The 23537-nt window shown below is 70.0% G+C and carries 22 protein-coding genes; 13 read left to right on the top strand and 9 right to left on the bottom strand.

What is annotated here, in order from left to right:
• Positions 1 to 53: 53 nt before the first annotated feature.
• On the top strand, positions 54 to 1088 hold the full coding sequence (locus JOD27_RS40690; protein ID WP_204767721.1) for a sugar ABC transporter substrate-binding protein: 1035 nt from the start codon (positions 54 to 56) through the stop codon (positions 1086 to 1088).
• A complete protein-coding gene (locus JOD27_RS40695) occupies positions 1085 to 3007 on the top strand; it encodes a putative bifunctional diguanylate cyclase/phosphodiesterase (RefSeq protein WP_204767722.1) in 1923 nt (640 codons plus the stop codon). The genes JOD27_RS40690 and JOD27_RS40695 overlap by 4 nt, the downstream gene beginning before the upstream one ends.
• Here the strand turns inward: JOD27_RS40695 and JOD27_RS40700 are convergent.
• Positions 2998 to 3930, bottom strand: a complete 933-nt coding sequence (locus JOD27_RS40700) for an aminoglycoside phosphotransferase family protein (protein ID WP_204767723.1) — start codon at positions 3928 to 3930, stop codon at positions 2998 to 3000. The genes JOD27_RS40695 and JOD27_RS40700 overlap by 10 nt on opposite strands.
• 160 nt (positions 3931 to 4090) lie before the next feature.
• Between JOD27_RS40700 and JOD27_RS40705 the strand changes: the two genes are divergently transcribed.
• Positions 4091 to 6931: a hypothetical protein gene (locus tag JOD27_RS40705; RefSeq protein ID WP_204767724.1), complete on the top strand. Its 2841-nt coding sequence runs from the start codon at positions 4091 to 4093 to the stop codon at positions 6929 to 6931.
• Here the strand turns inward: JOD27_RS40705 and JOD27_RS40710 are convergent.
• A complete protein-coding gene (locus tag JOD27_RS40710; protein ID WP_239571272.1) occupies positions 6913 to 7308 on the bottom strand; it encodes a DUF5313 family protein in 396 nt (131 codons plus the stop codon). The genes JOD27_RS40705 and JOD27_RS40710 overlap by 19 nt on opposite strands.
• A 90-nt stretch (positions 7309 to 7398) precedes the next feature.
• Here JOD27_RS40710 and JOD27_RS40715 point away from each other — a divergent pair, with 90 nt between their 5' ends.
• From JOD27_RS40715 to JOD27_RS40745, 7 genes are all read left to right on the top strand, one after another.
• A complete protein-coding gene (locus JOD27_RS40715; RefSeq protein WP_204767726.1) occupies positions 7399 to 7740 on the top strand; it encodes an ArsR/SmtB family transcription factor in 342 nt (113 codons plus the stop codon).
• A 76-nt stretch (positions 7741 to 7816) separates the two neighbouring features.
• Positions 7817 to 8299: an NADH-quinone oxidoreductase subunit B family protein gene (locus tag JOD27_RS40720; protein WP_204767727.1), complete on the top strand. Its 483-nt coding sequence runs from the start codon at positions 7817 to 7819 to the stop codon at positions 8297 to 8299.
• Positions 8296 to 10248: a proton-conducting transporter transmembrane domain-containing protein gene (locus JOD27_RS40725; protein WP_204767728.1), complete on the top strand. Its 1953-nt coding sequence runs from the start codon at positions 8296 to 8298 to the stop codon at positions 10246 to 10248. The genes JOD27_RS40720 and JOD27_RS40725 overlap by 4 nt, the downstream gene beginning before the upstream one ends.
• Positions 10245 to 11192, top strand: a complete 948-nt coding sequence (locus tag JOD27_RS40730; protein WP_204767729.1) for a respiratory chain complex I subunit 1 family protein — start codon at positions 10245 to 10247, stop codon at positions 11190 to 11192. The genes JOD27_RS40725 and JOD27_RS40730 overlap by 4 nt, the downstream gene beginning before the upstream one ends.
• A 3-nt stretch (positions 11193 to 11195) precedes the next feature.
• Complete coding sequence (locus tag JOD27_RS40735) at positions 11196 to 11858, top strand: hypothetical protein (protein WP_204767730.1); 663 nt, start codon at positions 11196 to 11198, stop codon at positions 11856 to 11858.
• Positions 11858 to 13297 carry a proton-conducting transporter transmembrane domain-containing protein gene (locus JOD27_RS40740; RefSeq protein ID WP_204767731.1) on the top strand — a complete coding sequence of 480 codons (1440 nt, stop codon included), beginning with the start codon at positions 11858 to 11860 and terminating at the stop codon, positions 13295 to 13297. Before JOD27_RS40735 ends, JOD27_RS40740 begins: the two co-directional genes overlap by 1 nt.
• Positions 13294 to 14766, top strand: coding sequence for a hydrogenase large subunit (locus tag JOD27_RS40745; RefSeq protein ID WP_204767732.1), 1473 nt, complete (start codon positions 13294 to 13296; stop codon positions 14764 to 14766). The genes JOD27_RS40740 and JOD27_RS40745 overlap by 4 nt, the downstream gene beginning before the upstream one ends.
• Positions 14767 to 14790: 24 nt before the next feature.
• Here JOD27_RS40745 and JOD27_RS45595 read toward each other — a convergent pair whose 3' ends face one another.
• Positions 14791 to 15315: an RNA-guided endonuclease InsQ/TnpB family protein gene (locus JOD27_RS45595; protein WP_239571274.1), complete on the bottom strand. Its 525-nt coding sequence runs from the start codon at positions 15313 to 15315 to the stop codon at positions 14791 to 14793.
• Between the two features lie 134 nt (positions 15316 to 15449).
• Between JOD27_RS45595 and JOD27_RS40765 the strand changes: the two genes are divergently transcribed.
• Positions 15450 to 15656 (top strand): hypothetical protein, encoded by a 207-nt coding sequence (locus tag JOD27_RS40765; protein WP_204767733.1) that lies wholly within the window; start codon positions 15450 to 15452, stop codon positions 15654 to 15656.
• On the top strand, positions 15653 to 16408 hold the full coding sequence (locus JOD27_RS40770) for a hypothetical protein (protein WP_204767734.1): 756 nt from the start codon (positions 15653 to 15655) through the stop codon (positions 16406 to 16408). The genes JOD27_RS40765 and JOD27_RS40770 overlap by 4 nt, the downstream gene beginning before the upstream one ends.
• Here the strand turns inward: JOD27_RS40770 and JOD27_RS40775 are convergent.
• Positions 16395 to 17051, bottom strand: a complete 657-nt coding sequence (locus JOD27_RS40775) for a CBS domain-containing protein (protein ID WP_204767735.1) — start codon at positions 17049 to 17051, stop codon at positions 16395 to 16397. The genes JOD27_RS40770 and JOD27_RS40775 overlap by 14 nt on opposite strands.
• Before the next feature lie 131 nt (positions 17052 to 17182).
• Here JOD27_RS40775 and JOD27_RS40780 point away from each other — a divergent pair, with 131 nt between their 5' ends.
• Positions 17183 to 17533 (top strand): ArsR/SmtB family transcription factor, encoded by a 351-nt coding sequence (locus JOD27_RS40780; protein ID WP_204767736.1) that lies wholly within the window; start codon positions 17183 to 17185, stop codon positions 17531 to 17533.
• A 9-nt stretch (positions 17534 to 17542) separates the two neighbouring features.
• Here JOD27_RS40780 and JOD27_RS40785 read toward each other — a convergent pair whose 3' ends face one another.
• From JOD27_RS40785 to JOD27_RS40805, 5 genes are all read right to left on the bottom strand, one after another.
• Positions 17543 to 18196, bottom strand: coding sequence for a hypothetical protein (locus JOD27_RS40785; protein ID WP_204767737.1), 654 nt, complete (start codon positions 18194 to 18196; stop codon positions 17543 to 17545).
• On the bottom strand, positions 18193 to 19335 hold the full coding sequence (locus tag JOD27_RS40790; RefSeq protein ID WP_204767738.1) for a hypothetical protein: 1143 nt from the start codon (positions 19333 to 19335) through the stop codon (positions 18193 to 18195). Before JOD27_RS40790 ends, JOD27_RS40785 begins: the two co-directional genes overlap by 4 nt.
• An 82-nt stretch (positions 19336 to 19417) precedes the next feature.
• Positions 19418 to 22420, bottom strand: a complete 3003-nt coding sequence (locus JOD27_RS40795; RefSeq protein ID WP_204767739.1) for an amidohydrolase family protein — start codon at positions 22418 to 22420, stop codon at positions 19418 to 19420.
• 209 nt (positions 22421 to 22629) lie between these two features.
• Complete coding sequence (locus JOD27_RS40800) at positions 22630 to 23061, bottom strand: SRPBCC family protein (protein WP_204767740.1); 432 nt, start codon at positions 23059 to 23061, stop codon at positions 22630 to 22632.
• 34 nt (positions 23062 to 23095) lie between these two features.
• Positions 23096 to 23485: a hypothetical protein gene (locus tag JOD27_RS40805; protein ID WP_204767741.1), complete on the bottom strand. Its 390-nt coding sequence runs from the start codon at positions 23483 to 23485 to the stop codon at positions 23096 to 23098.
• Between the last annotated feature and the right edge of the window lie 52 nt (positions 23486 to 23537).

The raw sequence follows: 23537 nt of genomic DNA on the forward strand, positions 1-23537 counted from the left end.
GATGTAGCATCGGGCCGCTCTGGATCAAACGTCGAGCGAGCCCGAGGTCATGCATGCGAGCTGCGGCGCTGGTGCTGGGTCTGGTGGTCTTATCCGGGTGCGGTGGCGCCGCGAAGTCCGATGCGCTGCCGCACGTGGGTTTCGTCGTCAAACGCACCGGTGGCTCGTTCGCGCAGGAGATGACCAGCGGGTTCCACGAAGGCGTCTGGCGCGTCGGCGGCGTCAGCGCCACCGTGACCGGGCCACCCGGCCAGGACGGGCACAAGGAAGTCGAGTTGTTCGCCGATTTGACGCTCGCCGCGAAAGGCGGAATCGCGGTCGCCACGTCCGAACCCGCGCTGATGGCGCCCGCCATCGGTGAGGCGCTGGCCCAGCACGTCGCCGTCGTCGGTGTCGACATGCGACTCACCGCGAGTTCCGGCGTGAAACTGCACATCGGTAACGACAACTACGAACTCGGCGAAAAGCTGGCAGACGAGTTGATGCGCCGATTGCCCTCGGACGCGACCGGAACAGTGGTGCTGGGAAACACCTCGCCGGGGCTCGCCGGGTTCGACGACCGGGCAGAAGGCATTCGAGGGCGATTCGCCGAGAAGCTACCGGGAGTACTGGTGCTGGGGCCGTTCGACACGCAACGTGACGATGATGCGAATCGTGACGCGTGGCGCCGGCTCGTCGCCGCGAACCCGGACGCACTGGCGTTCGTTGGGACCGGTGACTGCGACGGGGTCAATCTGGCCGCGTTGAAGACCGAGAAGTCGGCGAGGTGGCTGGTGGGCGGTTTCGGGGTCGACCCGAGAACGTTGCAGGCGGTGCGGGACGGCGCCATGGTGGCGACGATCTCGCCTGAGCACTACCTCAAGGGCGCCGTCGCGGGCTGGCTGCTCGCACGGCACGCGACGGGTGCGGCCCCGTTGCCGGAGGGCTGGATCGAGACGCCGGGGCTGACGGTGACCACCGCGAACCTCGACCAGATCCTGCACCGGCAGGAGTCCGAGAGGGCTCGCAAGGAGTTCTTCCAGCCGCAGATCGACAGCTTCGTCGAGGACCCGGCGAGCTGGGTGCGACCGTTGGAGCAGGCACGGTGAGCTTTTGGGAAGGCCGCGCCACCGCACGGGTGGCGACGGCGGGGCTGACGGCCGGGCTGCTGGTCCTGGCGGGGCTGGCGCTGTGGAGCAGCGTCAGCGCGCAGGCGACGACCGCGCACGTGCGGCAGATCAACGACTCCAGCGAGCGGTGGAGCCGTGTGATGCAGCACATCAACATCTCCGACAACGCGCTGCGCGACCTGCAGGTCGCCCGCACACCGCAGACCATCGACCCGTTGCGCAACTCGATCGGCTCGGCACGGGGCGACCTGGAGTGGCTGCGCGCCAGCGGGCAGCCCGATGACATCACGGAAGCCACCAGGCTGCTGCCCCTCTACGACCAGACCGCGGACATGCTGCGCAAGGTGGTCGCCGGCGGGGACACGCTGCAGGCGGGCCAGGCGAACCTCGCGCACTCGTCGTTGCGCCGCCAGATCGCCTCGACGCTCAGCTCGAAGCGGCTGGAGGTCACCGAGTACCTGCGGGCCGCCGACGAGAGGAACTCGCAGCTGCGGGTGGCTCAGATCATCGCGTTCGTGCTGGACGCGTTCCTCGTGGCGCTGTTCGGCATGGTGCTGCTCGGCCACCGCCGCAAGATCCTGCGCCAGGCCGCCAAGAACGAGCACGAGGCCCACCACGACGCCCTGACGGGCCTGGCCAACCGCACGCTGCTCGCGCGCCGCATGGAGACGGCCGTCGCCAAGGCGTGCAAGAAGAACGAGCCGCTGGCGTTGCTGATCGTGGACCTCGACCGGTTCAAGGAGGTCAACGACTCGCTCGGCCACCACTCCGGCGACCTGCTGCTGCGCCAGGTGGCCAACCGCCTGTCGTGGGCCGTGCGCGACACGGATCTGGTGGCACGCCTGGGCGGCGACGAGTTCGCGGTGCTGCTGCCCGGCGTTGGCTCGGCCGACAACGCCCGCATGGTCGCCGAGAAGATCCTGTCGGCGCTGGCCATGCCGGTCACCCTGGAGGGTCTGGAACTCGAGATCGCGGGCAGCGTCGGTGTGGCGTTGTGCCCGGCGGACTCGATCGACGGCCACGAGCTGCTGCGGCACGCGGACATCGCGATGTACGCGGCGAAGCGCGAGAAGTCCGGTGTGGCCGTCTACGACGCACGTCTGCACGAACGCGGCGCCTCGCAGCTCACCGCCGTCACCGAGTTGCGGCACGCGATCGACCGCGGCGAGCTCTTCCTGCACTACCAGCCCAAGGCCCTGGCCAACACGGGCGCGGTGTGCGGCGTCGAGGCCCTGGCCCGCTGGCAGCACCCGACGCGCGGCCTGGTGAGACCCGACGAGTTCATCCCGATCGCCGAGGAGAACGGCCTCATCGAGCCGCTCACCCGCTACGTCATCGACGCGGCGCTGCGGCAGTGCCGGGCGTGGTCCGACGCGGGCTGGGAGGTGCCCGTCTCGGTCAACGTGGGCGCGGCCTGCCTGCTGCACACCGAGTTCCCCGGCGACGTCGCCGACCTGATCAAGCGGCACGGCCTGCCCGCACGCCTGCTGACCCTGGAGATCACCGAGTCGGCGATCATCTCCGACCCCGACCGCGCGGTGGACGTGCTGCGCGGCCTGACCGAGCTCGGCGTCCGGCTGTCCATCGACGACTTCGGCACCGGCTACTCCTCGATCTCCTACCTGCGCAGCATGCGCGTGCATGAGATGAAGCTCGACCGTTCGTTCGTCACGCACATGTGCACCGACGCCGGCGACAGCGCGATCGTGCACGCCCTGGTCGCCCTGGCCCGCAACTTCGGTCTGCAGGCCGTCGCCGAGGGCGTGGAGGACCAGGACACCTGGACGGCGCTGGCCGAGGCTGGCTGCGACGTCGTCCAGGGCTACTTCCTCAGCGAGCCGTTGCCCGCCGAGGAGATCGTGGCCTGGCTGGGAGATCGGGCAGCCGCTCACGCATAGGGCTCGGTGTCCCGCCACTGGTTGATGAACGGCTTCATGAACTCGACCATGGCGGGCAACTGGTCGGCGCACGAGAGATAGGCCAGCACCCGGATCGCGCCGACCGCGTTCACGAACCTCAGGACCTCCCGGTTCAGCGGCCTCAGGCCGTTCCTGGCGGCACCGCGGGCGTAGGCGGCTTCGAGCTCAGGGCCGAGGCCGCCGAGGTCCCACTCGACCGGTCCCTTGGTGACGAGCTCGAAGTCGGAGAACAACGGCCCGTTCGTGCTCGCGAAGATGTTGGCGGGCGGCGAGTCGCCGTGGATCGGCTGCAGGTCGACACCGGGAAACGCTTTCCGGAACTCGCTTTCGTCGCTGACGAGCGGTTGCAGGACCTGCCACTCCTGCTTGGCGCGCTGGACATCGGCCGGGTCGACGACGTCCGGCTCGAGCCGGTCGAGGCCTTCCGTCACGAACCGGGGCTCCGCGGAGGACAGGAAGCCCAGCTCTCCGGGGTAGTCCCGCAGCGCCCTGTGCAGGTCGGCGGTCAGCTCGGAGTTCCTGACGTAGTCGGGTTCTCGGTCCTTGTCCTCCTCGGTGAACGGCCAGAACGTGATCGAGAACCCGTCCCGCCGCACCGGCTTGCGGGGCACGAGCGGGCTGGGCGCGATCACCGGCGTGCCCTGGTCGTGCAGCCACTGCGCCACGTCGAGCTCCTGCTGCTGGCGCCGGGCCAGGTCCTGCGGCGTGGCGGTGTGCGGCAGGACCGTCGGGATGCGGGCGACGACCGGCGCCGGGGCGAGGTGGACCACGACGGAGAACAGTTCGTAGAGCACCTTGCCCTCGGTGATCTCGAGCCCGAGGTCGCGGCCCGCTGCCACGGCGGCTGTCCTGGCCGCGTCGGTGCGGTGGGCGATCTGTTCGGGAGTCGCGAAGTCCGTCATGGCACGATCGTGTCACGACCCGTCGATCACCCGCAGACCATTTACACGCGGCGGCCGAGGTACGTCAAACGGGTGAACTTCCACTGCTCCAGTCACACCAGGTGGCACGGCCGCGACGTTTCGGGCACAGATCTTCCTCAGGTACGGAGGGAGGCCGCCCGTGGTGATCATGGTGGCGTTGATGGCAGCCGTGGTGCTGGTTCTGCTGGTGCTCGCGGCGTCCTGGGTGCTCGTGGCGATGGATGCGATGAACTCGCTGCTCGCCTCGGTGCAGGTCTCGACGGAGCAGGCAGGCGGGGTGGAGTCCCTGGCATGGCGGCTGCCGCCGACCGGCATCGTGGTGGACACGCAGTCGATCCTGAAGGCCTGGACCTACGACGACAAGATGCACGACATCGTCGGCAACGTCATGACGGCGTACTTCTTCGCGGACCTGGTGTACATGGTCCTGTACACGGCGATCCTCTATCTGTTGTGGAGCGCCGCCCGCCTGACCCTCCAGCTCTTCCCACCGGCCAGGCGGACGTGGCTCGGAACGCTGACGATGCTCAAAGGGTGGCGGCGACTGCGGCTGCTGCTCATCCTCCCCGGAGTCGATCTCGTCGAGAACTCGTTGCGGTACTGGATGTTCCACCGCGCGCGTTCCGGCGTGCCGAAGGAGTTGATCTGGACTTCGTTCTGCGTCACCGCCGTGAAGTGGCTGCTGGTGCTCGTCGTCGCGGGGATCCTCGCGGAGTGCCTGCGATCACCTGACCTCTGGGCGGTGCTGCGGGGAAGGGCGTGGCGGCTCGCCAAGGTGGTCTGGCGCGCCAGGCTCGCCACGGTCGCGGTAGCCCTCTTCGCCGGGCTCGTGGTGCTGGAACCCACCGGCCAGGTCAACGACCTGATCCGCCAGTGGTACGGGAACTTCTGGAGCGGCGTTGGCGTCGTTGCCGCCACCTGCGTGCTCGGTTTCGCGGCGGGCAGGTCGGTGCACAGCCTGCTGATCGAGTCCTACCAGGAGGACACGGATCCGGTCACGCTCGAGAATCGGCAGAAGGCCCTGCGGCTGACGGTCGCCATCACGTGCGTGATGCTCGCCGGACTCGCCGTCGGGTTCAAGCTGCACCCCCTGTGGGGGATCGTCGGTGTGCTCGTCCTGATCCTGCTGCTCGAACTGCTCTGGCGCAACGAGTCCACTGTGAGCTCCGCGACCGCGGCGGCGGCAGCCCAGCAGAACCGGCTGCAGGACGCGGGTGATCCCGACCCACTCGACGTGCCGATGATCCGCGCGCTCGCAGTCGTGCTCACCTGTGCGCCTCTGCTGGCATTGCTGCTCGGAACGGTGAAGGCCTACACACCGGTGTTGTTCGTGGTGGAAGAGAACACGATCAGCCGGCATGTCATCGGGTGGGTATCGGGCATCCTGCTGACCGGCATCGCGATCGGCGCGTTCCTCTGCTGGCTCGCTGCCAAGTTCCCCGCCGTGCTGGTCGCGGGCGTGGCCATCATCATCGGGATCGCGGTGTTGTCGACGGTGACCGACCGGCTGCCGATCCCCTCCCTGGTCGTGCTCGCGATGTTTCTCACGTTGTTCCTCAGTGGACTGACGGTGGCGCAACGGTTCTCGGAGCGGTGGCCGGTGCCGAAGGGGTTGCTGGTGCTGGGCTTCTCCCGGATGCCCGTCGTGCTGCTGCTGGCCGCGATCCTCGGTGTGTGCAGCCTGACGGCCGACGGTTCCGCCCACGACGCCCGCCGCACGAACGACGCCTCACCGTCGTCGAGCGGCGTCGACCTCGACCAGGCCTGGACGGCCTGGAAAGCCGCGAACTGCGCGGACAGCAAGGAGACCGGAGAAATCCCGCTGGTCCTCGTCAGCAGTCCTGGCGGAGGGCAGCGTGCCGCGTACTGGACCGCGTCCACGCTCACCGAGCTGTTCGGCACGAAGCTGGGCGGCGGCTGCGGCGGAAATCCCGCGGCCGCGGTGTTCGCGCTCGGCGGCGCTTCCGGCGGAAGCCTCGGCAACACGGCGTGGGTCGCCACCCTCGACGGCGCGGTGAAGGACAACGCGACCTGGTACTCCGGCCCGTTCGCCGAGTCCGATCCGTTGACGCAGCCGCTCGCGTGGATGCTCTCGGTGGACCTGGCCCGCGCCTACGTCGGCTTCGGCGGGCCCGATCGGGCAGCCATTCTGGAAGACGGCATCGGCCGCCGGGTGAACGGCTTGCACTCCAGCTTCTTCAGCGGCGTCTACGGCAACGGCGGCGAACGTCCGCTGCTCGTGCTGACCGGGACGCAGGTCGAAACAGGCTGCCGCATCGCCATTTCCCCCGTGCGGCTCGCCACGGCCGGCCAGGCGTGCAACAGCGTGACCGGCCACACCGGCGCCCCGATGACCAGCGACGTGCTCGACTACCTGTGCGCAGAGGACAGCACGGTGCTGGGCGGCCTGCGGCGCTCGACGGCCGCACTGCTCTCCGCCCGGTTCCCGTACATCTCGCCGTCCGGCCGGATGTACCGCTGTTCCGACGACGACATCGCGATCGGTGTCGTCGACGGCGGCTACGCCGACAACACGGGCATTGACGCGATGCTCGAACTCTGGCGGAAGCTGGAACCGAAGGTCGCGCTGCACAACAGCACGTCGACACGGACCGTCAAGCCGTACTTCCTGGTGCTCGACAACCACTACCTGCCGATCGCCACACCCAGAGCGGACGGCCGGATCCAGGAGCTCTACATCCCGCCGACAACGCGCGGCCTGCCGGACGAGCTCGACGACATCGGCGCCGAGCAACGCGCCGAGGCGACGTTCCCCGGCAGCTTCCTCGCCATCCGGCCGGAGGTCTCCCCCGGCCTGCAGGCACCCCTGGCGTGGTCGCTCTCCCCGTTGTCGATCAAGGACCTCGACTCGCAGCGGCACACGGCGATGTGCAAGACCGACGCGGCCGCGTTCGACGTGGTCGAGTTCAAGGAGAAGCTCGGACTTCCGCCCGGCTGCGATCACGACACGTTGCGGTAGATCCGGTCGTAGGCCTCCTTCGCGCGAGCGTGCTGCTCCGCATACCTGGCCTGCCGGGTCTGCTCCCCGAGCCCACGCTCGTACCCCTGCTTGACCAGGCGTTCTTCGGTCGTGTGCCACATGTAGGTCATCGAGTAGAAGTACCCGACCATCAGGCCGAGCAGGATCGACAGCACTCTGACCAGCAGCGGCCCCGGCAGCAGGAGCAGCAGCGCCAGCGGCGACATCTGCACGAGCCCGCGCACGAAGTGCCGCACGGCCCAGGCGCGGCAGGTGACGTCGTGCAGCACCCACCGGTTGCAGCGCTGCGGCAACCGGCCACCGACCGCGTACCACAGCCACTGAAGCGGGTTGGGCCTCGTTCCTCGCAGGTTCATGGGCCTCTCTCGTTCAACGGCATTCAGACTTGCTAACATTAGCAACTGGTGAACCTCGTAGTCGCGCAAGAGCAGGAGAGGGAGGCGAACGTGAGCGAGCCCCTGTACCTGCTCAAAGCCGAGTTCTTCAAGACGCTGGGTCACCCGGCGCGGATCCGGGTGCTGGAACTGCTGAGCGCGCGCGAACGCGCGGTGGCGGAACTGGTGCCGGAGGTGGGCATCGAGCCGGCCAACCTGTCGCAGCAGCTCGCGGTGCTGCGCCGGGCCGGGCTGGTGAGCACCCGCAAGGAGGGCTCGACCGCGTACTACGCGCTGACCAGCCCTCACGTGGCGACGCTGCTGACCGTCGCGCGGCAGATCCTGTCCGTGGTGATCGCCGGCCAGGTCGAGCTGCTCGAGGACCTCCGCACGCCCCCGCCGCTGCGCGACTGACCCGCGGCCTGCCTCGACTCCCCTCGGAGGCAGACCGCTTTCCCCTTACTCGACGAACGCCAACCGGGAGCCCGACGTGCTGAACCTGTGGCGCATGATCCGCCGGACCGGCCGGGTGGCCGAGCCCGCCCCGCCCGCGCCGGCCGAGCAGTTGCCTGCCGCCGGCGCGTTGGGCGGTTCCGTGCAGATCCGGCACGTGGACGCCGGATCGTGCAACGGCTGCGAGATCGAGATCGGGGCCGCGTTCGGGCCCGTGTACGACGCCGAGCGGTACGGGGCGCGGCTGGTCGCCTCGCCGCGGCACGCGGACGCGCTGCTGGTGACGGGCGTGGTGACGCGGAACATGGCCGAGCCGTTGTTGCGGACGTTCGATGCGGTGCCGGCACCGAAGGTGGTTGTGGCGGTGGGCGACTGCGCGCGCAACTGCGGGGCGTTCGCGGGTGCGTACGGCGCGGTGGGCGCGGTGCGGGACGTGGTGCCGGTGGACGTCGAGATCGCCGGGTGCCCGCCGCGGCCGGAGGCGATCGTCGACGGGCTGCGGAAGCTGACCGGCCGGTGAACCCCGCGCAGGTGACGTTCGGTGCGGCGGTGGCGCTGGCGCTCGCGACCGCCGTGGCCGCGATCGTCGTGCCGAGGCGGGTGGTCGTGGGTGCGGGTACCGCGCTCACGGGTGCGGCCGGGCTGGCTGCGGGAGTCGCGGCGGTGTCCGGGCACTCGTTCTCCCTTGTGCTGCCAGGACTGTTACCGCTGTCCGGGGTGTCGTTCACGCTCGACGCGCTGGGTGGGTTGTTCGTCGCGGTGACCGGCGGTGTCGCGGTGGCGGCCGGCGTGTACGCGACCTCCTACGGCAAGGCGTCGGCGGTGTTGCCGATGTTCGTGCTGGCGATGTTGCTCGTGCCCGCGGCGGCGAGCGTGGGCACGTTGCTGGTGTGCTGGGAACTGATGGCGCTGTTCTCGCTGCTGCTGGTGATCGGCGAGAACCGGTCGCGGGCCGAGGTCACGTCGGCGGGCCGCTGGTACGCGGTGATGACGCACCTGGGGTTCGTGTCGATCCTCTGTGGACTGATGGTGTTCGCGGCGCACGCGCCGGCGGACTCGTTCGCGGCGCTGCGGGAGGCGCGGTTGTCGCCGGCGGTGTCCGCGACGGTGTTCGTGCTGACGCTGGCCGGTTTCGCGTCCAAGGCGGGCATCGTGCCCCTGCACGCGTGGTTGCCGCGGGCGCACCCGGAGGCGCCGAGTCACGTGTCCGCGTTGATGTCGGCGGCGATGGTGAACCTGGGTGTGTACGGCCTGGTGCGAGTCGGGTTCGACCTGCTCGGCGGCGGGCCGCGGTGGTGGTGGCTGCTGGTGCTCGCGCTGGGTGCGCTGTCCGCGGTGCACGGGATTCTGCAGGCGGCGATGAGCACCGACCTCAAACGGCTGCTGGGCCAGTCCACCACGGAGAACATGGGGCTGGTGCTCGTCGGTGTCGGCGCGGCCGGGTTGTTCACGGCTTCCGGCAACCCCGTGCTGGCGGGTCTGGCCACGGCGGCGGCACTGCTGCACGTGGTGAACCACGCGGCGTTCAAGACGTTGTTGTTCCTCGCGGCCGGTGCGGTGCTGCACGGCACCGGCACACGTGACCTCGACGCGCTGGGCGGTCTGCGCCGGACGATGCCGGTGACGACGGCGCTGTTCGGAGTGGGAGCACTGGCGGCGTCGGCGTTGCCTCCCGGCACGGCGTTCGTGTCCGAGTGGTTGTTGCTGCAGGCGTTGGTCCACGGCCTGCCACCGTCCGGTGTGGACACCGCGATCGCCCTGCCGGTGGCGGTGGCGGCGGTCGCCCTGACCGCGGGACTCGCGGTGGTGACGTTCGTGAAGGCGTTCGGGGTGGGGTTCCTGGCCAAACCGCGCAGCGAGGCCGCAGCGAACGCGCGGGAGGTGCCGTACGGGATGCGGGCGGGGATGGCGATCGCCGCGCTGGGATGCGTGGTGCTCGCGTTGCTGCCGTCGTTGGTGCTCCCGGCCGTCGCCGGTGGTGCCACGACCGGCTTGGTGACGCTGCGACTGACCGGTGTCACCGGGTCGCTGTCGCCGTTGCTGCTGACGTTGTGGCTCGTTGTCGCGGTGGTCGTCGTGGCGGCCGGGGTGCGCGGCGTCGTCGCGCGGCGGACCCGGCGCGACGCGCGGTTGTGGGACTGCGGCGGTGGACCGATGTCCGCGCGGATGGAGTACACGGCGACGTCGTTCGCCGAGCCGTTGCAACGGGTGTTCGACGACGTGGTGCAGCCGGAGCTGGACGTGCACGTGACACACCACGAGGAGTCGCGGTACCTCGTGCGGGCCGTGGAGTTCCGCCGTTCCGTCCCGGACCGGGTGGAACGGCGGCTGTACGCGCCGGTGCTCGCCGCGACGCGGGCGTGGGGCAGGGCAGGACGCTCGCTCGCGACCGGCAGCGTGCACCGCTACCTGGGCTACGGCTTCTACACGTTGTGCGCCGCGCTGCTGCTCCTGGCGGTGACGCGATGACCGCGCTCGGGCTGGCCGGAGCGGTGGTGCAGCCGGTGCTGATCGTGGCGGGAGCGCCCGTGCTGGTCGGGGTCATGCGGCAGGTCCGCGCCCGGCTGGAGGGCAGGGCCGGGCCGGGAATCCGGCAGCCGTGGCGCGACCTGCGCAAGCTGTTCGGCAAGGAGCGCATCGCACCACGCGGCACGAGCGAGGTGTTCCGGGTGGCGCCGCTGGTGCTGGTGGCGACGACCCTGGTGATCACGGTCGTGGCGCCGTTCGTCACGGTCGCGTCCGTGCTGAACCCGGTGGCCGACCTGTTCGTGGTCGTGGCGCTGCTCGCGGTGGGCGCGGTCGCGCTGGCGCTCGCGGGTCTCGACACGGGCACTGCTTTCGGCGGGATGGGAGCGAGCCGGGAGGTCACGATCCTGGCTCTGGTCGAGCCGACGTTGCTGGTCGCCATCCTCGCGTTGTCGGCACGGGTCGGGTCGACCAACCTCGGCGACGTCGTCTCGTCGATGGTGCGGGAACCGTCCCGGGTGATCTCCCCGGTGAGCCTGCTGGCCGCGGTGGCGCTGGTGATCGCGACCGTCGCCGAGAACGGGCGGATTCCCGTGGACAACCCCTCGACACATCTGGAACTGACGATGGTGCACGAGGCGATGGTGCTCGAGTACGCGGGACCGGACCTCGCACTGGTGGAGCTGGCGTCGGCGATGCGGCTGTCGGTGTTCCTCGGGCTGCTGGCGAATCTGTTCGTGCCGTGGGGGATCGCGACCACGGCGACCCCCGCGGCGCTGCTCGCGGGGGTGCTCGCGCTGGTGCTCAAGGTCGGGGTGCTCGGTGCCGCCCTCGCCGCGGCCGAGGTGTTCCTGGCGAAGCTGCGGCTGTTCCGCGTACCCGAGCTGCTGGCCGGCTCGTTCCTGCTGTCCCTGCTGGCCGTCGCGGCCTCGTACTTCCTGGCGTGACTCATGACTGAAACCGTGTACGTGCAACTGCTCGACCTGACCTGCGGCGCGCTGCTGCTGACCGCGGTGCTGATCCTGTGGCGACGGGATCTCTCCGTGATCGTGCGGGTGTTCGCTCTGCAGGGCGCGGCGCTGACCGCGCTCGTCGCCGTGCTCGCCGCGCACGAGCGGTCCGGTGAGCTGTGGGTAATCGCGGCGGGTGTGCTCGCCCTGCGCGCCGGTCTGCTCCCCTACCTGCTGCGCCGCACCCTCGCCGCGGCAGGCGAACCCCAGCGCGAGGCCAGGCCGCTCGTGAACGTCGCTGCCTCGCTGCTCGCCGCCGCCGTGCTCACGTTCCTCGCCCACGCCGTGTCCCGGCCGCTGGTGACGCTGGCGCCGAGCCCGGCGGCCCAGGCGATCCCGATCGCCGTGACGGTGGTGCTGATCGGGTTCTTCGTCCTGGTCACCCGCCGGCACGCGGTGTCGCAGGTGGTCGGTTTCCTGTTGATGGACAACGGGATCACCGCGCTCGGCCTGCTGACCACCACCGGGGTCGGTCTCGTGGTCGAGGTGGGCGTGTCGCTCGACGTGCTGCTGGCGGTGCTGGTGCTGCAGATCCTCGCCGTGCGGATTCGAGAGACGTTCGGCGACACCGACCTCGACGACCTGCGGGAGCTGCGCGACTGATGACCATCCTCCTGCTTCCGCTGCTCGTACCGCTGCTCGGCGCGGCGGGCTATGCCGTGTTCGGCTGGCGTCGCGCCACGGTCTGGCTCGGCACCGCCTCGGCGTCGGTCATGCTGGCCTCCTCCATCGCGATCGCCGCGGGCGACCTCCCGCGCACGGCATCGGCCGGCCTGGTGCGGGTGGACGCGTTGTCGGCGTTCATGCTCCTGGTGATCGGCGCCGTGGGTCTGCTCGCCACCGCGGCCTCCCCCGCTCACCTGCGGACCGAGATCGCGGCCGGCCGCGCGAGCACCCGGACCGCTGCCCGGCACAGCCTGCTGGTGCAGCTGTTCCTGGCCGCGATGACACTCGCCGTCACGGCCGCCGACCTCGGCGTGCTGTGGGTGGCGATCGAGGCGACGACCATCGTGACCGCGTTCCTCGTCGGGCAGCGCAGGACCAGGGCAGCCGTCGAAGCGGCGTGGAAGTACGTGGTGATCTGCTCCGCCGGTATCGCGCTGGCGTTGATGGGCACGATCGTGCTGAACCACGCGTCCGTCCACTCAGGACACGAGGCCGGGCTGGACCTCGCCGGGCTGGCGGCCGCGGCGTCCGGTCTCGATCCCGCGGTCACCAGGATCGCCGTCGTGCTGCTGCTCCTCGGGTTCGGGACCAAGGCCGGTCTCGCACCGCTGCACGCGTGGCTGCCCGACGCGCACTCCCAGGCCCCCGCGCCCGTGTCGGCGCTGATGTCAGGAGTCCTGCTGTCCGTGGCGTTCTACGCGATCCTGCGGGTCAAGGTGATCGCGGACGTGGCGCTCGGCACGGGGTTCACGCGAGCGGTCCTGGTGGTGATGGCACTGGCGTCGCTCGCGATCGCGGCGTCGTTGCTGCTGGGGATCCGCGACTACAAACGCATGCTCGCCTACTCCAGCATCGAACACCTCGGGCTCGTGGCGCTGGGCGCCGCGATCGGCACGCCACTCGCCCTGGCCGCCGCGCTGCTGCACGTCGCGGGGCACGGCCTCGCCAAGGGCGTGCTGTTCCTCGGCTCCGGCCGGATCCTGCAGGCGACCGGCACGAGCCGCATCGACGGCGTGCGCGGACTCCTGGCGAGCCGCCCGGCACTGGCGGGGAGTTTCGGCGCGGGCGTACTGGCGCTGATCGGGCTGCCACCGTTCAGCCTGTTCGCGAGTGAGCTCGGCATCGCCCGCGCCGGGTTCGCGGCGGGGATGGGCTGGTTCACCGCCGCGGCGTTCGCGCTGGTGCTCGTGATCGCCGCCGCGCTCGTCACCCGCACCAGCCGGATGCTGCTCGGCCCACCGCAGGAACCGGCAACGGGCAGCGTGCCGATGACTCTCGTGGCGGGACTGGCCGTGTGCGCCGCGCTCGGCGTCGCGATCGGCCCGCTCTCACCTCTGCTGCACGACGCGGCGAGCCTCCTGGTGGTGACGCGATGACCCGGATGATCACGCCGGACGAGCTGCCCGTGCAGGCGGAATCCCTGCTGGGACAGGGCTTCCGGCTGGCGCTCGCCGCCGGGCACGATGACGGCGATCGGCTCCGCGCGGTCTACCTGTTCACCGCACCCTCGCCGGACCGCCGCGTCGAGCTGCACGTGCCGCTGGACCTGGCGGCGCCGTGCGTGCCGAGCCTCGCGCACCTGTCGTTCCCCGCCGGGCGGTTCGAACGGGAGATGCACGACCTGTTCGGCATCGTCCCGACCGGACACCCGCTTCCCCAGCGGCTGGTGCGCCACTTCCACTGGCCGGCCGGCTGGCACCCGATGCGGCGTGACGTCGGCGCGCCGCCGGAGTTCGGTGACGTCGACGGCCCGTTCCCGTTCCGCACGGTCGAAGGGCCCGGGGTGTACGAGATCCCGGTCGGACCGGTGCACGCGGGCATGATCGGCCCAGGCCACTTCCGGTTCTCCGTGGTGGGCGAGACCGTCCTCAACCTCAAGGCGAGGCTGTGGTTCGTCCACAGAGGACTGGAGAAGCTCTTCCAGGGACGCTCCTCTGAGAGCGGCATCGAACTCGCCGAACGCGTCAGCGGCGACACGAGTGTCGGGCACGCCCTCGCCCACTGCCTCGCGGTCGAGGACGCCCTGGGCATCGCCGTGCCGCCGGACGCCCAGCGCGTCCGCGCGATCCTGCTGGAGCTCGAACGCGTCTACAACCACATCGCCGACATCGGCGCGCTGTGCAACGACGTCGCGTACGGAATCCTCAACTCCCACGCCCAGCGCGTGCGGGAAAACCTGTTGCGTCTCAACGACTCCGTCACGGGACACAGGTTGCTGCGCGGAGCCGTCCACGTCGGCGGAGCCGCCCTCACCTCGCTGCCGGACACCGACCGGCTCGCGGCCATCGGCGCCGACGTCGCCGAGATCGTCGCGCTCGCCCTGGGCAACTCGGTCGTGGCCGACCGCTTCACCGGCACCGCCGTCCTGAGCCACGACCAGGCCGCCGACCTCGGTACCCTCGGCTACGTCGCCCGCGCCAGCGGGTTGACCGTCGACGCGCGGCACGACCACCCGTTCCTGCCGGGACAACACCCCCGCCGCGAACACAGCCGCACGACCGGCGACGTCCTGTCCCGCTTCCTGGTGCGGGCAGAGGAGATCGCCGACTCGATCGCACTCGTCACCGACCTCGTCACGACCCTCGACGATCGCCTCGGCGCGAGCGCGGAAGACCCGGTCGCACCGAGCGGGACGCGGTCGGGCGTGGGCATCGTGGAGGGCTGGCGCGGCACCGTCGTGCACCGCGCGGAACTAGCCGACGGCCGCCTGACCCGCGTGAAGATCGTCGACCCGAGCTTCTTCAACTGGCCGGCGCTGCCGGTCGCCATGACGGACACGATCGTCCCGGACTTCCCGCTGGCCAACAAGAGCTTCAACCTGTCCTACGCCGGAAACGACCTGTGAGAAGGAGACTTGACTTCCTCTCCCTCATGAACGAGGGGGATTCCTACGGCCGCGCCGCAGGGTTTTCTGCTTCGTCACCGACTGCCCGCCCGGAGGGTTCCGTTGAGGTCTTACACCGGCTCCACAGACTGTCACCGCCAGCCCGGCGGCCAGAATTTTGCGTGCCGCGTTCACGTCCCGGTCATGGGCCGCACCGCAGCCACAGATCCACGCCCGCACGTGCAACGGCATCGCCGCCGCGAGCGCGCCACAGGCCGAGCACAGCTTGGACGACGGGAACCAGCGATCGATCACGATCACGTCCCGCCCGTGCCAGCTCGCCTTGTGTTCCAGAAACCGCCGGAACTGCCGCCAGCCGGCGTCGCTGATCGCGCGGGCCAGGTGGTGGTTGCCGACCATGTTGGACACGGCCAGGTCCTCGATCACGAGCGAGTTCTCACGCACGAGCCGAGTAGTGACCTTGTGCAGGAAGTCCGTGCGCCGGTCGGCGATCCGGGCCTGCACACGGGCGACCTTGACGCGGGCCTTGGCCCGGTTGCCGCTGCCCAAGCCACCGCGTGTCCCACGTGGGTGGTTCGTGAACGCCATATCGCCCCGACGGCGACACGGCTGTTCCTGCCCTGCTCCAGAGGGAGCCGATTCCTCCCCGTCCTGAAGGACTGGGTCTCCTCCGAGGATCTGACATGAACGAGTTCGAAACCGCATTGCGCGACAAGGTCACCGACGCCGGCCGGACACTGACCGAGGCCAGGCAGGCCGGTCACGACTACGAGGTGCACCTGCACAGCGCCAGGATCCGCGATCTGCTCGACCTCGCGGAGCGGCACGGCATCGACACCCACGACTGGATCGACGCCACCCAGCTGGAGTCGCTGGAGAGCGGACGGTGAACGCGCCGGTTGTGGCCGTGGTCGGCGGAATCGGCGCCACCACCGCGGTGTTGCGCCGCTACGCGAACGCGATCGAGGAGCTCGCCGGGCTGCCGACCAGGGTGATCGCCACCGACTACGGCCTGCACCGCGTCGAACCCGACGTCGGGGCGGTGTTCCTCGCCAGGGCAGAACCCGAACGAGTGCTGATGGCCCGCGAGGTCATGCGCGGCATCCCTGTCGTGACCGACCACGACACGGCCGCCATCGCGCTGGCCGCCGCGCTGCTGACGACGCTCCGCCGGGCCGACCGCGCACCGCATCTGAGCCAGGTTGTCGTCGCGGGCGCCCGCACCATGCCGTCGCTCACCCAGCTGTTGCTGATCGCCGGCATCGGCCACATCACCGCGTGGAACCCCTCCGACGCCATGGCGTACCCGCTGCTGCGCGTCGCGAGCGGAGCGGACGCCGTGATCAACCTGGTCGGCGGAGGAGGCCGCTACGCCTGGCCGCGGCACAACGTCCCGGCGGTGATCGTGCCCGATCCCGCCCGCGACCCGCTGCTGGCCCTGCCCGGCCTGCTCCAGGCGCTCACCCGCAGTCCCGGCGCGACGCCGACTCTCGACGTGCACCGCGACTGCGCGCTCGCCCTGGCGCAGGCCGCCCCGGAAAGCGCTCTGCTGCCGCGGAAGCCGGACGCGTCGCTCGTCGAACAGGTCGCCGTCGCCGCCACCCTGGCGCTGGCCGCCGTCCCGCGGGCTACAGACCGGTGATCATCAGGTCGTCGACGTCGAACCCGAGGTTGTTGCGCACTCCGACGACACCGGCCACGGCGCGCGCGATCCGCTCCGCGCGTTCCGTCGCACTACGCAGGCACAGCGTCCCTTCCAGCGTCACGAGCCCTCCCGCGACCCGCACCTCCACCGGCACGTCCGAGGAGACCAACGCCCGTTCGAGGTCGGCACGGATCGCCGCGTCGTCGCGCAGGTACACCCGCAGCGCATCGCGGCGCGCCAGCACACCGATCAACGTGCCGTTGTCGTTGACCACACACGCCGCATCCACCCGTGCCGCGGTCAGCACTCGCAGCGCCGACCACAACGGCTCCTGCTCGCCGATCGTGATCGCGGGAGCGACCATGAGCTCGCTCGCCAGCAGGCCGCCGCACCGCTGCCACCGCGACCGCACGACCGAACCCGCGAGCACCGGCGGCGAAGCGGTGCCGCCGCGGAACTCCAGCTTGGCGGTCAGATCCGTCTCGGACACCACGCCCAGCGGACGACCGGCCGGGCCGACCACCGGCACCATGCTCACCTCGCAGGCGAGCACCATCCCGACGAGGTCCCTGAACACCGTGTCCGGCGCCGCGGTCACGACGCGCCGGCACATCACACTGGCCGTGGTCAACTCACCCACTCGGCCTCCCACAGGGCGACGCGAGACGACCGGACTTGCGAACTTACTAAGGTTAGCAACTGCTCAACCACATGGGAACGCATCCCGGCATAGGATCAACGCATGACGACGATCCGCGGGACGTGGCTCCGGTGAGCAGGCCCCTCTACCAGGTCAAGGCCGAGTTCTTCAAAACCCTGGGCCACCCGGCGCGCATCCGCGTGCTCGAACTGCTCAGCCAGCGCGAGCACTCGGTGGCGGAGATGCTGCCCGACATCGGCATCGAGGCAGCGAACCTCTCGCAGCACCTCGCCGTGCTGCGCCGCGCCGGCCTCGTCACCACCCGCAAAGAGGGCTCGAACGTCCACTACTCCCTGACGAGCCCCCACGTCGCCGAGCTCCTCGCCGTGGCGCGGCTGATCCTCACCGGCGTCATCACCGGGCAGATGGAACTGCTCGAGGACCTCCGCGCGCCGGCCGACCAGGGCCAGCGGCGGGGCTGAGGCTCGTCGTCACGGCGCGGCCTGCCGTTTGTCGTCACGGCCGCGAACCGTCACCGGGCCACGCCGGGGGCCGAGGTAGGACATGTCGTTGGAATCCAGGTCGGGCTGGATGAAGTGCTTGCGCACGAACTCGTCCATCAGCTTCTCGGCCGTTCTGCGGTCGGACTCCTGTCCGCTTTCCCTGCGCTGATGAGTGAACGCCTCGATGGCGGACATGCGAAGAGCGATCCTGCGCCGATCGAACTCACGGCGGCGGTGGTTGTGGGATTCCACGGACGCGTAGATGAACAGCGTGAGCAACGGGGTGAGCGCGATCGTCAACGGCACCGCGCCCAGCGGCACGAAGACGGCGAGCACCACCGCCACGACCGGCATGAGCAGCAACACCACCACAGCCGCCGCACGCCAATGATTGGCCACCTTGAGATGGTGGTCCGCGTCCTGCGCGTAGCGGCCGAACAACTCGGTGCCACGCAGGATCGTGGTGATCCGCTGGGATTCCTCCCTCGCCTCGCGGATGACAGTGAGGTCGTCGGCGACCGTCGTGGCAAGGTTGTTGCCCGCCTGGCGGTATTCCAGCTGCAGCGCCGCCACCTGCCCGCGCAGCTCCTCGACCCGCTTGGCCAGCGTGGCGACGAGTCGCGCCTGTTCCTCCGCGGTCATGCCCGTGCCGCCGACCGCTCGCTGATGATGGCGCGCACGGCCATGACGATGGTCGTCACGATGATCGCCCCTGTCACGATCGCCACGATCCACCCCGGACCGTCGTGCGGCGTGGTGGCCAGGAACAGGTCCAGCCCGATGATCCCCGAGATGAACAGCGACACCGCCAGCGTGGACCGCTCGAAGTTCAGCAGGGACTGCGGTGTCCTGTTCACCTTGCTGTTGCTGGAATCCGCGTACAGCCAGATCACCGGCTTCCGCACGATGATCGTCGACACCAGGGCCCACGCCGCGTAGATGGCCAGCGTCGCGAGCCACACGTACTCGCCGCTGACGCCGACGAGCGGCCGGCCGTCGATCGGCCGCAGCAGGGTGAGAACGCCGCTCGCGCCGAGCGTAACGACGGTCGTGGCAATGGTCAGCAGGAAGGCCTTCGCGTAACGCAGCACCAACCCGCGCAGGAACCGCAGGTGCCGTGCGATCGAGGCCTCCATCTTGGCGGCTTCCTCCGCGAGGCTGCGCTCGTGGGAACCCGTCTGCCGCAACACGTAGTCGCGCAGCTCCTCGGCGAGCAGGTTCTCGTGGTCGTTCATCGTCGACGTGCGCAGGTCGCCGATGGACTGCGCTTCCTTGAGGATGCGCCGCCTCAGCGCGGACGGGCTGGGCACGAGCAGGTTGCGCACGTACTCGTCGTCCCTGGCCCGCAACAGTGCCCCGACGTCGTGCAGGGAGGACTCCGACACCATGATCCCCGACAGCACGAACCGCGGGTAGATCAACCCGTTGGTGTCCCTGCGGAACGTGCGAGCCGTGAAGTAGAACAGGATCAGGTCCTGGATCAACAGGTACAACGCGGCGAGCGGCAACGTGACCGACGCCAGGACCGGTAACAGCGCGAGCCACCGCTGCACCGACGCCGGCGAAGGCAGGCCGTTCGCCTCGTAGAACACGATCAAGGCCAACAGCCCGGAGAAGGTACCGCCGACCAGCAACGGCAGCAGCGTCAACAGCCCCGCACCGCTGATGAACGCGCCTGCGACGCGGTGCAGGGTCGACAGCCTGGTCTCCCCGCGCTGCAGGTAGGCGCGATATTCCGAGAGGTCGGCGTTGTCGACGGCGGAAGGCGGCAGGGTGCTCATGTCTCCGCTGATCGAGGGATGTGCACACAGCGTTACGACACACCTAGGACGGCCACCCCAACGGAGTAGCTCAGCGCCGGCGTCAGTGGTCGCAGCAGACGTGCTCCGCCCACTCCGGCTCGTGCCACCAGTGCTTGTTCTCCGCCGACGGCAGCGGCGCCAGAGCGTCCGTTGTGGACACCAGCTTGGCCTGCTGCCCGTACGGCGCGAGGAGATCCGCGATCTGGTGCACGCGTCCGCCGACCATGACCTGCTTGACGTTCGCGGCTGCCTTGATGTCGGCGAGCGGGTCGCCCTCGACGAACGAGATGTCCGCGGGTGCGCCCGGCTTGATCGCGCCGAGCGGCAGGCCCAGCCAGCGGGCCGGGTTGCGGGTGGCGGTGATGAGCGCTTCCCGTGGCGTGAAGCCGTATTTCACCATCGCGCGGAGGTTCATGTGGGTGGCGGTGGCGGGAGCGTCCAACGGCGCGTCGGTGCCGCAGATGACCAAGCCGCCGCCGCGGTGCACGGCCAGCGCGAACTCCACCCAGTTGCGCAGGACGTAGGCGGACGAGGCGGCGCCGCCGCTGTCGGCGTCGGCGAGGTAGCGCTCGTACTCCCACGGCGGGAAGAGGACGCGCGTGCGTTCGTCGGTGGCCAGCGACTTGTCCTCGGCGAACAGGGCCCGGTTGTGGAAGAGCGTGGGGGTCATGGACATGCCGGAGCTGGTGAACAGCGACACCACGTCCTGGTAAGCCTTGCCCTGGCGGGAGACGGTGTGGGAGTAGCCGAGGCGGTTGGTGGCGCCGACGTGTTCCATGCCGTCCATGCCGAGGTTGGCGGCCGGGTAGAGGTAGTGCGACGACAGCGGGACCTTCGAGCGCTGGACGGCCGCGCGCTGCAGTTCGACGGGCAGGCGGACGTAGGTCTTGATCATGTCGTAGCCGAGCTCGTGGGCGCGGCGCAGTTCCAGGTCCAGCTGGGCGCGCGACAGGGTGGGGCGCATGAAGTTGTAGTAGACGCGGGAGCCGTCGACGGCCTCGCCGGTGGCGTAGAAACGCGGTCCGGTCAGGGTTCCCGCCGCCAGGGCCTCGCGGGTCTCCACCATCTGGTAGACCGGGTCGCCGGGTGAGCGGACCGTCGTGATGCCGTAGGCCAGCCACACGTTCCCCTGCCGCGCGCCCCACTGGCGGCCGCGCAGGTGCCAGTGGTTGTGGGCGTCGATCAGGCCGGGGATGGCGGTCAGCCGCGAGGCGTCGACGTCGGCGCGGCCCTGGTGCGGGCGGATTTCCTGGACAAGGCCGTTTTCCACGACGATGTCGACGTTCTGGCGGAGGTTCTGCGCCTCGCCGTCCCAGTAGGCGCCGACGTGGACGACCTTGCGCTCCGGCGGCTTGGGCCTGCTCCAGTTCAGGTGCACGCGGATCGTGGAGGCCTTGCCGTCCAGAGTGGACTTCCGGAGGCGTCCGTTGTTCAGGTACACCAACGCGTCGTTGCCGTGCCACGCCAGCGAGTCGGTTACTTCGCGGGTGACCTGGCGCGGTTCGCCCTGGAAGTCGCCCTTGGCGTCGACGGGAACGACCCAGGCGACGCTTTCCACGACGAACGCGATGTGCTTGCCGTCCGGGGACCACACCGGGCCGTCGTCGCCGCGGGTGGCGATGGAGCGGAACGGCATGGGCTCGGTGTACTTGAGCTCGCCGCTCGCGAGGTCGACGCTCAGGATCTGGCTGGTGCCCTCGCGGAACCGGCGGGAGAACGGCTTCACCGCGGCCAGCGCGACGACCGTGCCGTCGGCGGACCACGTCGGCCTGCCCGGCTGGAACAGCGTCGGCGTGATCTGGCGGCGACCGGTGGCGTCGGCGACCCAGACCTGCCCGTCGTGGTCCACGTAGGCGACCTTGGTGCCGTCCGGGGAGAAGCGGGGTGTGGTCTGCGCGCCTGGCGAAGGCGCGAACAGCTTGTCCTCGCCCGAGTTCAGGTCGCGCACCCACAGCTGCGCGACGCCGCTGCGGTCGCTGGCGTAGATCAGCTTGGTGCCGTCCGGCGAGAAGTCCGGGTCGGAGTCGAAGTACTTGCCGTCGGTGAGCTTCGTGGTCTTGCCGTTGCCGAGCAGGTAGAGCGAGTTGAGCGCCCTGAACGCGATCTTGGTGCCGTCCCTGGAGACGACCGGACCCGCGATGCCCTTGACCGGACCACCGCTGAGGTTACGCGTGCGGTGCCGCTCGACCTTGCGCACCGGGACGGTCGCCTCGAACGGGATGTCGGTGACGGAACCGTTGGCGTGCCAGCGAATCCTGCCGTCCGCGGTGTACAGGACGCGGTCGCCATCCCACACCGGCGCGAAACCGAACACGTCCTGCCCGGTGACGACGGCGGTGGTGCCGAGCATCAGCTCGGCTTGGCCTGGTCGCATCTGCGTGTAGCTCGGCCGGCCGCCGGGACCGAACGCGGCACCGAACAGCTGCATGCCCGTCGGCGCCGTGACGAGCTTCTCCCGCTTGCCGTCCAGCGACACCACCTCGACGGCGGCGTTGCCGGTGATGAAGATGATCCGCTTGCCGTCCTTGGACCACTGCGGTGCCGCGGCCTCGTCCGGGACTCCGGTCAGCTGCGTGATGGCTCCGGAGGCGACATCCAGGACGTGCACGCCGTAGCTCCCCGCGCGGTCGCTGGTGAAGGCGATTTTCGTGCCGTCCGGCGAGAACGCGGGCTCGCGGTGGTCGTACTTGCCGTGCGTGAGCTGCCGCAGGCCCGTGCCGTCCAGGCCGATGACGTAGAGGTGGTAGTTGCCGTCTCGATAGGACTGGAACGCGATCTGGTTGCCCGGCCCGAACGACGGCAACGTGGCGTCCTGCAGCTCGTCGGTCAGCTTCCGCGCCGTACCACCCGTGGCCGGCAGCACCCAGATCGCGGTGACGAGGTCGATCGCCAGCCATTTCCCGTCAGCGGACCGGGAAACCGAGATGTTGGTGCCCTGCGTCAGCTTCACGCCGGCGGATTCGGCCTGCGCCTGCGCCGTGCCGATCGTGAGCGTGGACGCGGCGGTGGCGACGGCGGCTGCCTGGCCGGTGCGGGTCAGCAGTTCACGGCGCGACAGGTCCATTGGCGGCACTCCCCCGAGAGTTGATCCCCTAGGAGATCCACCCTGCCATCGAGATCTTCCGGCACATCGGCCATTCGGCCCAGTGTCGCGACCGCCAACCATCGGCGCGTCTTCGACGCAGCAGGCCACCTCACGGCACCAGCTCGCGATGAACGGCGCATTTGTTCACCTCAGGTGGACAGACGCGCCGTTAATCGGTCGCCGCGGCACTAGCGCTCGACGTTTTCCTTGAGACGCTGAAGATCCGCGGAGATGCTGCGCCTGACCTGCCAGCGCATCAACGGCTCGGCCACCGCGAAGAACCCGCCAGGCGACCCGGTGGCCCGGATCGCGACGTTCGTCCCTTCCGGCACGTCCTCCAGCTCGTACCGCACGACCATCGGGAACGGCTTCTCGACGTTCATCTCCACGAGCCGCTCCGGTTCGTGCGCCGTCACCACGTAGCCGTAGTCGAACGTGCGCCCCAGGAACTTCGCGGTGCGCACGACGGTCGCGCCCTCGACCAGCGGCCCCGGCTGGTCGGGCCGACTCGCGGTGATCCCGCCCGTCCACGCGAGGTCGTTGGCGGGATCGAACATGTAGGCCGCGACCTCGGCCCGCGGCCTGCGCACGACGACCGAGGGACGCACGTCCACGCTCATGGCAGGAGGTTAGACCTGCCGGAACGCTCCCGCATCAGATGACGAGCGCGCCCTCGATGCGGGCCACCATCGCGTTCTCGGAGTCCACGACCACGCCGTCGGCCTCGGCGACCTCGCGGCAGATCGCGAGCACCGCGCGCGGGAACGACGCGGCGTCCTCCGGCGAACGGGCGGAGAGGATCTTCATCGAGCGGCGCAGCGCCTCCAGGATGACCGGCTCGATCTCCTCGTCCGTGCCGGCGGGGACGGACGGGCGGGCGCCGCCCAGGACGGTGCGCAGGTCGGGCGAGAGGTGCGTGAGGGCACGCAGCCCGGCGAAGCGCTCCTCCAGCACGGGGCCCGGGTCGGCGTGGGAAACCAGCAACATCGCGCCGTACACGGCGGTGCGCAGCGTGCGGCTCTCCTCGTCGGTGTAGAAGATCATGGGCCCTACCCTATGTCGGCTCGTCTGGACGTCGGTGAACGGTTGTGGCCGT

The organism is Lentzea nigeriaca (assembly GCF_016907955.1).
Lineage (GTDB): Bacteria > Actinomycetota > Actinomycetes > Mycobacteriales > Pseudonocardiaceae > Lentzea > Lentzea nigeriaca.